This is a genomic window from Lysinibacillus sphaericus (genome assembly GCF_015844675.1).
Lineage (GTDB): Bacteria > Bacillota > Bacilli > Bacillales_A > Planococcaceae > Lysinibacillus > Lysinibacillus sphaericus_E.
On record NZ_LDGC01000009.1, the window covers coordinates 46,797 to 58,976 of the forward strand.

Annotated in this window: 13 protein-coding genes; 6 read left to right on the forward strand and 7 right to left on the reverse strand. The window is 35.9% G+C overall.

Features of this window, described 5'->3' with window-relative positions; genetic code table 11:
• Positions 1–65 precede the first annotated feature (65 nt).
• The 3 genes from ABE34_RS03075 (at position 66) to ABE34_RS03085 (ending at position 2,794) form a co-directional block, all read left to right on the forward strand.
• Complete coding sequence (locus ABE34_RS03075) at positions 66–1,235, forward strand: DUF418 domain-containing protein (protein WP_197140400.1); 1,170 nt, start codon at positions 66–68, stop codon at positions 1,233–1,235.
• A gap of 271 nt (positions 1,236–1,506) precedes the next feature.
• Positions 1,507–2,061 carry an SLOG family protein gene (locus ABE34_RS03080; RefSeq protein ID WP_197140401.1) on the forward strand — a complete coding sequence of 185 codons (555 nt, stop codon included), beginning with the start codon at positions 1,507–1,509 and terminating at the stop codon, positions 2,059–2,061.
• Positions 2,062–2,479: 418 nt separating this feature from the next.
• The gene (locus tag ABE34_RS03085) at positions 2,480–2,794 is read left to right on the forward strand and encodes a hypothetical protein (protein WP_197140402.1); all 315 of its coding nucleotides are present in this window, start codon (positions 2,480–2,482) and stop codon (positions 2,792–2,794) included.
• A 146-nt stretch (positions 2,795–2,940) separates the two neighbouring features.
• On the opposite strand, the gene ABE34_RS03090 is transcribed toward ABE34_RS03085, so the two are convergent.
• Positions 2,941–4,269 carry an L-cystine transporter gene (locus ABE34_RS03090; RefSeq protein ID WP_276207771.1) on the reverse strand — a complete coding sequence of 443 codons (1,329 nt, stop codon included), beginning with the start codon at positions 4,267–4,269 and terminating at the stop codon, positions 2,941–2,943.
• A gap of 479 nt (positions 4,270–4,748) precedes the next feature.
• On the opposite strand from ABE34_RS03090, the gene ABE34_RS03095 reads away from it, so the two are divergent.
• Together ABE34_RS03095 and ABE34_RS03100 are read left to right on the forward strand one after the other, a co-directional pair.
• On the forward strand, positions 4,749–5,909 hold the full coding sequence (locus ABE34_RS03095) for a PucR family transcriptional regulator (protein ID WP_197140405.1): 1,161 nt from the start codon (positions 4,749–4,751) through the stop codon (positions 5,907–5,909).
• Positions 5,910–6,011: 102 nt separating this feature from the next.
• On the forward strand, positions 6,012–6,893 hold the full coding sequence (locus tag ABE34_RS03100) for a DMT family transporter (protein ID WP_197140438.1): 882 nt from the start codon (positions 6,012–6,014) through the stop codon (positions 6,891–6,893).
• 44 nt (positions 6,894–6,937) lie between these two features.
• Here ABE34_RS03100 and ABE34_RS03105 read toward each other — a convergent pair whose 3' ends face one another.
• The 4 genes from ABE34_RS03105 to ABE34_RS03120 all read right to left on the reverse strand — a co-directional run bounded on the left by ABE34_RS03105 (position 6,938) and on the right by ABE34_RS03120 (position 9,344).
• Positions 6,938–7,507, reverse strand: coding sequence for a YitT family protein (locus ABE34_RS03105; RefSeq protein WP_197140407.1), 570 nt, complete (start codon positions 7,505–7,507; stop codon positions 6,938–6,940).
• A 296-nt stretch (positions 7,508–7,803) separates the two neighbouring features.
• Entirely contained in the window at positions 7,804–8,325 is a 522-nt protein-coding gene (locus tag ABE34_RS03110) for a DUF2179 domain-containing protein (protein ID WP_197140409.1), read from the reverse strand.
• Positions 8,326–8,632: 307 nt separating this feature from the next.
• The gene (locus ABE34_RS03115; protein WP_197140411.1) at positions 8,633–8,791 is read right to left on the reverse strand and encodes a hypothetical protein; all 159 of its coding nucleotides are present in this window, start codon (positions 8,789–8,791) and stop codon (positions 8,633–8,635) included.
• A 106-nt stretch (positions 8,792–8,897) separates the two neighbouring features.
• Positions 8,898–9,344, reverse strand: coding sequence for a WapI family immunity protein (locus ABE34_RS03120; protein WP_197140413.1), 447 nt, complete (start codon positions 9,342–9,344; stop codon positions 8,898–8,900).
• A 252-nt stretch (positions 9,345–9,596) separates the two neighbouring features.
• Between ABE34_RS03120 and ABE34_RS03125 the strand changes: the two genes are divergently transcribed.
• The gene (locus ABE34_RS03125; protein WP_197229961.1) at positions 9,597–9,950 is read left to right on the forward strand and encodes a hypothetical protein; all 354 of its coding nucleotides are present in this window, start codon (positions 9,597–9,599) and stop codon (positions 9,948–9,950) included.
• A gap of 143 nt (positions 9,951–10,093) precedes the next feature.
• Here the strand turns inward: ABE34_RS03125 and ABE34_RS03130 are convergent, their stop codons facing one another.
• Both ABE34_RS03130 and ABE34_RS03135 read right to left on the reverse strand, forming a co-directional pair.
• A complete protein-coding gene (locus tag ABE34_RS03130) occupies positions 10,094–11,392 on the reverse strand; it encodes a nucleobase:cation symporter-2 family protein (RefSeq protein WP_197140440.1) in 1,299 nt (432 codons plus the stop codon).
• Positions 11,393–11,586: 194 nt separating this feature from the next.
• On the reverse strand, positions 11,587–12,171 hold the full coding sequence (locus tag ABE34_RS03135; RefSeq protein WP_079562994.1) for a xanthine phosphoribosyltransferase: 585 nt from the start codon (positions 12,169–12,171) through the stop codon (positions 11,587–11,589).
• Positions 12,172–12,180: the final 9 nt, after the last annotated feature.

Genomic DNA, 12,180 nt, shown 5'->3' on the forward strand with positions numbered 1-12,180 from the left:
CATTTCCCCATAAGCTTTACCAACTACACTATGTATAAGATAACCAATTAAGGAGATAAAACGCAATGACAACTAAACGTGTTACCTTCATAGATACAATGCGTGGGTTTAGCTTATTCGGCATCTTAATGGCAAATTTGTTAATTTTCCAATTTGGCATGTATGGCAAAGATGAATTAAAAGATCTTTCCGCCCTCGATAATGGAGCCCTGTATTTTGTGAAAATCTTTATAGAAGGTTCATTTATGCCGATCTTCACCATTTTATTTGGCTTCTCTCTCATTAAACTTATAGAGTCTATTCGTAGAAAAAAAGATAAGAGTCGATGGTCCATTTTACGCCGCGCAACGGGGTTAATAGCCTTAGGTTGGCTCCATTCATTTTTATGGGAAGGCGATATTTTATTTTCCTACGGCTTAATGATATTGTTTTTAATCCCATTTATTAATCGAAAACCAAAAACTTTATTTATTTGGGCCGGCATCTTCTTATTACTTATTACAGCTTTATCATTTAGTTCCGTAGAAGAAACCAAAAAAGAACAGAAAGAATTGGCGACTTATATAGAGAAAGCCGACAATGTATACGCTAATGGAAGTTACTTAGACATTTATGATTTCCGCGCAAATGTTCTACCACCAGGTATAGATGATGCAGGGTTTGTCGTATTCTTATTAATTTTTCTTGCTCCAATATATACCGCTGCATTAACCCTTTTCGGCATGGGGCTCGCTAAAAAGCAAGCTTTTGTGAATATGGACGACGAAAAGAAATGGTATAAGCTTGGCGCTCTGCTTGTTCCAATAGGGCTAGCTTGTAAAAGTTTAAGTTTTATAGAAAGCAATTTTTCTGGCATGTTGATGACAGGTGGATCTGAAATATTAGCAGTTGGCTATGTCTGCCTTGCAGCTTTACTATATAAAACTCGCACTGTACAACGTCTCGCTCCCGCTTTTGAAAGTGTCGGTAAATTATCTTTAACCAATTATCTAATGCAAACCATTATTTGTACAACAGTATTTTATGGATATGGTCTAGGCTTATACGGCAAGTTAGGCGTTTTTGGCGGTATTTTATTTGGAATCGTCGTGTATAGCTTGCAATGTGTTTTCAGCCTTGCCTATTTCAAAAAATTTAAACGTGGACCATTCGAAACCATACTGCGTATATGGACGAATTGGTCTTGGAACGGACAGATAAAGACAAAACAGAAAGGAAGTACTTTACATGAATAGCGACTATAAAGAGGACTTTACTGATACATGGTGGTTTTTAGGAATCTGTACTGCAGTTGCTGTAGTTTTAACACTGTTTGCGTTTTAATATAGTACGGCAATAAGTAGTGCTGTTTTCTTTCCCCTTCATACGTTTTGATCAATCGGTCCTTCCGAGCTGTTAATAGATTAAATAACTATCAACTTTACAACAACATATAGAAATTCGTTTTCAAATGCCTCCTACTGTATACTATGATTACACATACTATACAGCTTAGGGGGCGTTTTTTTGCTAGAGCGAATTATTATTACTGGCTATAGACCACATGAATTAGGCATCTTTAATGACAAGCACCCTGGCATTGCCATCATAAAAAAAGCACTCGAAAACCGTCTTCGTCTATTGATAGACGAAGGTTTAGAATGGATCATTATTAGTGGTCAACAAGGTGTCGAAACATGGGCTGCTGAGGTTGTTCTTACATTAAAAAAGGAATTTCCTCATTTGAAATATTCTATTATCACTCCTTTTTTAGAGCAGGAGAAAAATTGGCAGGACCATAAAAAAGAAAAATATCAAGCATTAGTAGCGCAAGCAGACTTCGTGACGAGCGTTACAAAAAAGCCATACGAGGCGCCATGGCAATTTATCGAAAAAGATAAATTCATTATCCAAAATACAGATGGTCTGCTACTAATTTATGACGAAGAAAACGAAGGCTCCCCGAAGTATATGAAACGTCTAGCAGAAAAATATATGGAGACACACGATTATTCACTTTTAATGATTACTGCTTATGATTTACAAGTAGTAGCAGAAGAAATACAGCAACAAGATTGGTAAGTAAAACATTGATATAATTTTCTGATAATTATATACTAAAATAAATAAGTTTAACTATAATAATCATAAAACATGTCACCTAAGTTAGAGATGAAATTCGCTAAAAGGAATACCATTTTTATGATTGAAGTGGAGACTAGGCGACTCCTTGGGGATCAGCGATATAGTGGAACGAAGGCTAAAACCATCACATCCTGTGATAACGCCTTCGTGACCAACATCGTGTTGGCCCGAGACCCTGGAGCGAGCAGCGCGAGTGAAGCGGCTCATCGGACGCCCCCAGGAAAGCGCCCGGTCGGAACGGAAATCAATCACATGCTATTGTAATGACCCTATCAAGCATTAGGTCAATGCTTTTTAAATAAACGTCTTCTTTTCTACCCTTCAGTGCTAATTTCTAAAAAGGAGCTGCTAACATTTGAGTAAAAAAATCGAAATGGTTCTTGAGTCGTCGCCGGTGAACGTTTCTCATGATACGTACCGCAGAGAATGCAAATATACACGTGGGATTCATATTGAAGCACAAGAATTTAAAGCAATTTTGGATGCAATGTGTCCCAATTCTCGCTTGTATTTTGATTTCCATAATCCATGCAAAGAGATTAAAAAGGGAACATATTTAAATGGACACTCTGGGTTAGCACGTAATATTTTTACTTACTATAAAACAAATCACAACATTGAACTGACCGAGCTTATTAACGGCAAAGATTTTTATGTAAAAATCATATAAAGAGATGAATGGATTTCCTATCATGAAAGAGGGCTGTTACTTATATAACACCCCACTTTTTTTCGGATACAAAAAAGGGCTACTCTCAATTGAGAGTAGCTCTTTATCCTTCATTCAGCAATTTTTTCTGTAATGAAATGGGCTTTTTATAAATCCGACACTTGAGCACCTAGTTCTTTATCATTGTACATTTCAGTGTCCAATTCTTTTGTAATACGTGCAGTTGTGACACCTGCAGTCATTGAACCACTTACATTAAGAGCTGTACGGCCCATGTCGATTAATGGCTCAACAGAAATTAATATACCCGCAAGTGCAATTGGTAAATCAAGCGCTGATAATACAAGAATGGCTGCGAATGTCGCACCACCACCGACACCAGCTACACCAAATGAGCTGACTGCTACTACTGCAATTACAGTAATGATAAACATCGGATCAAGTGGATTAATCCCAACTGTCGGTGCAATCATAATCGCTAGCATTGCAGGATAAACACCTGCACAGCCATTTTGACCAATAGATAAACCAAATGAGCCTGAGAAGTTCGCAATACCTTCTGGTACGCCAAGACGGCCTGTTTGTGTTTTAATGTTCATCGGTAAGGCACCTGCACTAGAACGTGAAGTGAAGGCAAATAATAATGTTTCTGCAGATTTTTTTAAATACGTAAATGGATTTAAACCACTTAAAGTAAGAATTAATAAGTGTACTAATAATACGATAAATAATGCTACATACGATGCAATAACAAACTTACCTAAATTATAGATTGCTCCGAAATCAGATGTTGCAACTGTACGCGCCATAATCGCTAAAATACCATATGGTGTTAAACGTAAGACAATTGTTACAACGCCCATTACTAGTGCATAGATTGCATCTAAGCCTTTTTTAATAGTCGCTGCTGTGTCTTCATCTTTACGTGCTACACGTAAGTAAGCAAAACCTAAAAACGCTGAAAATATAACGACAGCGATTGTTGATGTAGAACGAGCACCTGTTAGATCTAAGAATGGGTTTGCTGGGAATAGCTCAATAATTTGCGTTGGTAAATCCGGTGCAGTTAATCCAGAAGTTTTCTCCTCTAAATATGCCCCACGCTCTGCCTCTGCAGCACCTTGCATAATATGAGAAGCGTCTAAATCAAACACTGTTGCTGAAAAAATACCGACAGCAGCTGAAACAGCAGTTGTACCGATTAAAATGACTAAAATAAGAGCTGCCATTTTCCCGAAGTTTTTACCAACCTTCATTTTCGTAAAGGCTATTAAGATGGAAATAAAAATTAATGGCATTGCAACCATTTGTAGCAATTTAACGTAGCCAGTACCAATAATATTGTACCAACTTGTTGTTTTTGCTAAAACATCAGAATCAATACCATATATTAAATGCAATCCAAGACCAAGTACAATACCTAAGCCTAGCGCAGTAAATACACGATTTGAAAACTTAACGTGCTTTTTATTCATATAAAATAAAATTCCAACGAACACGAGTAACACGGCAACGTTAAGAATAATTTGTAATGTAGACAATGGACAGCCTCCTAAGAAGTTTAATTATAATGTAAATCGAATTATATACCTATAATCCCTATAATTCAAGTATGTTTTATTCAGATTGATAACTTCCTATAATAATTCGGATTATTTCTTTTGATTATTCCCTAAAAACTAAACACGCATTACTTTTTTAATGAAGTAAATGACGCCTCAGAAATTACAATAGTATATGTACAGTAAAAGTAGCCTATCTAGGTCGCGAATAAATCAAGGTATGAAAAAAAGACTGTGGGCAAGCTCAAATCTTTGCGAGCTTACCCACGCCTGTCCCAATTCGTTTAATAAACGATGTAGTTTATTCAGCGATACTAATAGTATTTTACTGACAAGTGCTTCTATAATAAGTAATAGATACTCAATCACACGAAAGGTTGCTTGATATTGTAATGAACGTAGAGAATTTTTTGCAACTGCCTATTACAAAAGAATTTACAGTCGTTGCTGGTCGTAATGGTTTACATAAGCCCGTTCAAAATGTTGAAATTCTAGACTTTGAATTTTCACCCGACATTCAAACGGTGAGAGAAGCGATTTTCACACCGAATAGTGTTGTGTTAAGCAGTTTATTATTCGCAAAGCACAAGCCAGAGTATTTACAGAATGCCGTGAAAAGCCTTATTGAGCTGGGTGCAAGTGCTTTAGCTTATAAACCTGTCATCTATGAGGATTTACCAGAAGAAGTGTTAGCCTATGCAGACGAACAAAATTTTCCCATTTTGCGATTTGGCGGAGATGAATTTTTTGAAAAGATTATTTTAGAAACGATGGCCTATGCAAAAACAAAGGACTATTCATTCTTTTTAGAAACGATTGTGCGACGTCTAATGGTGGAAGACGTAACAGATGAACAAATAAAGTCTATTTTACAGCAAATCAATAAGCCCTTCGACAAGTATGTATTTGTTGCTAACATTCAATCGCAAGATCCTGCAAATAGCCAATGGATGCAATCTCTTTTTCAATTAGAGCCTCTATTGAAATTTGGTATGATTTGTACCTATAAAAAAAGTCTCTTTATTGTAATGACCCATTCATCACAACACCTTCAATTTGAAAAACTTCTCAATGAATGGTTAACGATGTACGCCATCTCGACGAATTCATTGACCTTTGGCTATAGTCGTTGTCACATAACACAATCAGAACTCCCTATTGCTGTTCGTGAAGCCTTTTATGCGCGTATTATGGCTGAAATTGAATCGGCTTCTATATGTCATTATGAGGACCTCGCTTCCGATTGGTTATTAATTGAATTACATCGTAAGGATGCTACTTTTGCTATGGACTATGTAAATAGCTATCTTGGACCCATACTTGAGGAAAAGATTGATCCCGATTTAATGAAAACAGCCATCACCTATGTCGTAAAACAAGGAAATATTAAAGAAGTAGCCGTTGCTCATTTTTGCCATCCAAACACAATCCGTTATCGCATGTCTAAAATACGTCAGCTAGTAGCACCTTTAGAAAATGATTATGTTTTTTATGAGCGTATAGCTGCAGCCGTTAAATTGTACTTATTACATAGCAAAGTAAATGACGAATGACAGCTTTGGAATAAGTACAAAAAAACGCCTGAATTTTTAGAATTAAAATTAAACTATTTTCTTCCATCTCATGCTATTCTATTGAAGTTAGGAGGGAGAATGATGAAACAATATATAGCTGACGGTATGCTATTAGTCACTGCAATCGTTTGGGGTAGCGGATTTGTAATAACGGCTATTGCATTGGAATATTTAACAGCCTATCAAGTCATGGCAGGTAGATTTTTATTAGCCTCGATTATACTGACAGTCCTATTTGGATCTAGATTAAAAAAAGCTTCTAAATCTGTTATTTGGAAAGGTATTTTGTTAGGGACCATTTTGTATATTGCCTTCGCCCTTCAAACAGTAGGGCTCCAATATACAACACCATCTAAAAATGCATTTTTAACTGCTGTCAATGTCATTATTGTTCCATTAATTGCGTTTGCGGTTTACAAGCGTCGTATAGATGGCTATGAAATTATCGGTTCGATAATAGCTATTGTTGGTATCGGTTTTCTATCTCTACAAGGCTCACTAACAATGAATATCGGAGATGCGCTTTCCTTAGCTTGCGCTGTCGCCTTTGCCTTTGATATTTTTTGTACAAACCTATTTGTCCAAAAAGAGGATGCCATTACCCTTACAATTATTCAATTTCTCACAGCATCATTTTTAGGTGTTTTGGTCATTGTCGGTCAAGGCGATATCCCAACTACTCTTGAAAAAGAAGCCATTTATTCGATTATTTATTTAGCCATTTTTTCAACGACTCTTGCCTATCTTTTTCAAAATGTGGCGAATCAATATACGTCTGCTACAAAGGCAGCTATTATCCTATCTACAGAATCCTTCTTCGGCATGGTGCTATCCGTTATATTCTTACATGAGGTATTAACAAGCCGTATGGTTATAGGGGCTGTCATGATTTTACTCGCCATATTAATAGCAGAAGTAAAGCCTGCTCATCCTAAAAAACGAATGATGAAGAGCTCACGATAACGAATTTCAAAATAGTTTCAGTGCTACTGAAGCTATTTTTTTTATTAGGCACGACTAGTCATGATGCTTGTAGTAATCCCTACTACTAAAATTGTAATAATGGAAAGCCATAATGTACTAGTAGATAAAAGCAATCCCCCTACGACAATGACTATGGAATCGATTATAAAAATAAGGATTCCGACGTTAACTCCAGTCTTTTCACTTAAAAATTGTGCAATCAAATCTGTTCCACCAGTGCTTGTCTGAAATCTAAGCATCAAACCAACACCAAAACCCATAAGTACCCCTCCAAAAATGGCGCTATAGAGGGCATCTACTTGAATAAAATTCCGAACAGATTTTAACAAATCAATACTAAGAGAAGATGCGAATAATCCATGTATACTATTGTAAAAATACGCTCTATATTTATACCAAGAAATAATAAAAATCGGGATGCTAATAATGATGATCATTAAACCTATTTTAAGGTTATATAAATAATGTAAAATAAGCGCTACCCCTACAACACCCCCATCTAAAATTTGATAGGGCGTTAAGAATAGATTAATCCCTAATGATATCGCGACACTTCCTATAAGAATGACTAAACCTTTCGTAAAAAAATACATACAACACCCCTTCGAGACTTGCATGTTTTTATAGTATGAAAAAATCGATTTGAACATGTTATTGTTCACGTCTGTCAATGTAATCGTATTAATATTTTTTATCGAGCTCAGTCGCTAAATTCCTCTATAAATTGTGTGAATACAAAGACGGAGCAGAGCTCCTGTCCCCAAGGAGTCGCCCAGCCGTAACGAAGATCAGCTTATTTACATAATAGACGCTTCAACAAAGTCATCCACAACTTTTGGTGATGAACCAAAAAAGCCCTTCTGCATATACACAGAGGGCTAGGAAAAGACTATTTATTTTTTGCCTTCATTCGTTTCAGTAAAAATCCACCTTTAAATGATTTTGGCTCGTAAGAAATAATAAAAGCATTTGGTTCATAATGCTCCACAATTTGAAACAATTCTGTCTCACGATTTCTCTTTGTTAATATTTCATATTTATAGCGATTACTATCTCTACCTTCACCAATATAAATCGTCACAGCAAATCCTTCATTACGGAGAAAATTCACGAGCTCTTCGTTCTTATTTTGCGTATTGATTGTCGCATAGACATAGCCAATCGCCAGTTTTCGCTCAATTTTAGCGCCTAGAAAAATACCTAAGCCAAAACCAGCGGCATAAACAACCATCGCTAAAATACTTTGGTCTCCATTAAAGACAAGAGAAAGGCCAAATACATACACTAACATTTCCAGCATACCGAATATGGCAGCAAGGAACGTAATGTTCTTCACTAAAAATATTGTACGTAACGTTAAAAAAGGCACATAAACTAATTGAAGTATTACAATCAAAAGTATACTTTGCATTTGTAAGAGACCTTTCAAAAGTAGTTTTATATCTTAAATGTATGTCGATATATCGAATTACATTCTAGTGAAATGTTTCTATTTTATAGATTCCCTACTAATTAAAAATTAAACATCTAGCCTCATAAAAAATGCCACCTACTATAGAAGTAGATGACATTTTATTTTATATTGAAAACCATTATGCTTTCCTATGCATAATGTCTTCCTTATGCTTTGCCCAATCATGTTGAACAAAATGTTGCGGATAATCGCAGTGACAGAACCAAAAGGACATCTCCGAGAAAGAAGTGCCCCATTTAAATGACTAGCAATCCGAATTCATCGGTACTTTCTTCTTTATTAGTTCATCTATGTAATAATCTTTTAACCAAACTTCCAATTTCATTTTTTCTTCTGAAGACATATGTGACTCCATGGTTACTTGTAGTTCTTCAATAACTTCTTTAGCAGTTTTTAAATTCATTTATAACCATCCTTTCCATATGGTTCATAATATTCCACATCCATATGTATTTCAACAACCAATTTTTACCACTTATTTCCGCCCCCGTACATCCAATAATACACAACTATCTCCTTTTACCTTCTAAACCGCCATAATGGGCAACTAACTTTCTTAATTCTTCAAACGAAGATAACAAATAGCTTTGTTCACTTTCAAATTCAAAATTTAGTTTATTTTCTTCACTAAGAAACTCTTGGTAATACCCTTCTATAGTAATTTGCCCCAATCGATTAAAATGCATTTCAAACTCAATATTAGAAGTTGAGTCTTTAAAAGTCACACTTCCATTCAATTCCTTAAAACATTTTTGTAGTTGGATAAAAAACGTATAGATCTGACCAGTTGAAAACCATAATTCTGCGTCTTTCACAAAATAGTTACCACTTTTTATATCAATTTTCCCTTTTACTTCGTATCCACCCAAATAACTAGTTTCATTCGGAAATCCAAAAACCTCAATAATTTCTATCCGGATAAATCCTTGTTTACCTCCTATAAAAAACGCATCCATTTATATCATCTCCTTTCTAAATATAACACTGCCTTCTTCCACTAAACTTTATCTTTAGAAACACTGCTTGCCTCTATTTCAGTGGGTGTTTGGACATCCGCTGGGCAACATAAATCCGCATTCATTTCAATCCCCTTCTCTTATTGTATGTCATAAAAGATAGTGTATTGACAAACCACACAAATAGTGTAAAATTACACTACATTAGTTAATTAAAATCAAATAAAATAGTTTAAGAGCGAGGTTCTTGGAATGTCATTCTACTTATTAATATGTATATTACCTTTTACCTTAGTAACACTGTTATATATAATAAATATTATTTTCTTATCAAAGAAAACGTTGAATAATATTAAAATGTGGAAAATCTCGATTTTAGTGGTCAATATCATTGCGTTATGTTTAAGTATTTTAATCGTTTTACCATCGATTGTATTAATCACCATGTTTACTATAGGCATAGGTGATGAGTTAAATACAGAGGATGATTTTAATTTAGAGGCAGACACGCTTATACTGTTGAGCATTTTTAGTTTTATATATTTCTTCGTTACAAATATTGTATTCACTGTTTTTACAGCTAAAAAGAAATTCCATCAGGGTTGACTTGTTCCATGAAGTATTCTTGCTGTAGAAACAGCCTTGTTACCGCATAAAAAAAATGCCACCTCCTTAAATCTAAATCAATAGATAAAAGGAGGCGGCAACATTTATTTCATCAAAATATATAAGGTATTTAGATGAATGTATTAAATTTCTCCATGCATCGGGTCTTCCTTATGCTTTGGCCCGATCATGTTGAATAAAATATTAAGAATAATCGCTGTGACAGAACCACAGACGATACCGTTAGATGTTAGAAGAGATACACTTTCTGGTAGTGCATCAAAAATCCCCGGAACAACCGATACACCGACACCAAGGCTGACTGCAATTGCAGCAATCATGGCATTTTCCGCTGATTCATTCATAACAGGTACTAGCATACCCATACCTTGCGTAATTACCATACCGAACATTGCAAGCATTGCCGCACCAAGTACTGGTGTTGGAATGATCGTTGTTAACGCTGCAATCTTTGGTAGGAAGCCAAGTGCTACTAGTAAACCTCCTGTGATGTAAATAACTTTACGATCTTTAACACCTGACATACGTGTAAGTCCCACGTTTTGTGAAAACGTTGTATATGGGAAAGCGTTGAAAATGCCGCCGATCACAGAAGCAAAACCTTCCGAACGATACCCACGTGCTAAATCTTTTGAATCTAGTTTTTTCTTACAAATATCACTTAGCGCAAAATAAACCCCTGTTGATTCTACTAAAGAAACCATTCCTACAAGCGTCATTGTAATAATCGCAGATGCATTAAATGTTGGCATCCCGAAGTAAAATGGCTGAACCATGTGTACTACGGCAGCATCTGAAACTGGGCTAAAATCAACCATATCCATAAATACTCCTAGGATTGTCCCCGCAACTAATCCAACTAAAATGGAAATTGCACGAATGAAGCCCGTAGAAAAACGATAAACGACTAAAATAATGACTAATGTAATAAATGCTAAAGTTACATTCGAACCCGATGCAAAGTCTTCTGCACCTTGTCCACCTGCCATATTATTTAAAGCTACTGGTAATAAAGATATACCGATAATCGACACGACCGAGCCTGTAACAACTGGCGGGAAGAACTTTACTAACTTACCAAAAAAGCCTGCAATAATCATAATGATTACACCTGATGCAATAATAGATCCATAAATATCAGTAATACCTTGTTCAGGATTAGTACCAATTGCAATAATCGGACTAACCGCTGTAAATGTACATCCTAGTACTACCGGCAAACCAATACCGATAAATTTACCTGAATACACTTGTAAAAGCGTTGCGACCCCACACATCATTATGTCAATCGCTACTAAATACGTCATTTGTGTTGAATCAAAGCCAATTGCCCCACCGATAATAAGTGGCACTAAAATGGCACCTGCATACATCGCAAGTAAATGTTGAATAGCTAGCGTCGTCGATTTAACTTCTTTCAGCAAAAGTTTTCCTCCTCTATAGGTGATGTAATGAATGCAGATTTAAACTACTTTTCAGCGAGTGTCCAAACACATGCTGAAAGAAGTTAAAGCCTCCCGGCGGATGTCACAGAATCGGAAAGGAGTTGTTCTTTGTGCAAGCACAAAGCCGATTCCGGACGCAATTATGCCGAGGCATAATTGATCAGTATTCATTACGCATTAGCCTCCGGGGCAAATGTTACTTTGCCATCCTCAAGAGAATCTACAATTGCTAATGATTCCACGCGAACCCCTTGCTGGCGTAATAATTTCCCACCGTCTTGGAAGCCTTTTTCAATAACAATGCCTACGCCCACAACATTTGCACCAGCTTGTGCTGCGATATCAAGTAAACCTTTAACAGCTTCGCCATTAGCTAAGAAATCGTCAACAATTAGAATGTTATCATCTTCATTTAAGAAACTACGTGATACTGAAATATCATTTGTTTCATTTTTTGTGAAAGAATGTACTTTTGAATTATAAAGATTATCAGATAGTGTTAATGATTTACGTTTACGTGCAAACACTACAGGAGCACCGATTTCAAGTCCTAGCATAACAGATGGTGCGATACCTGAAGATTCGATCGTTAATATTTTTGTAATCACTTGATCAGAGAATCGAGTGGCAAACTCATGACCAATTTCTTTCATAAGCATTGGGTCAATTTGGTGGTTTAAAAACGAGTCTACTTTTAATACAGATGAAGATAGAACTTTACCTTCTTGCACAATTTTGTCGTGTAATAACTTCATTTCCTTTAT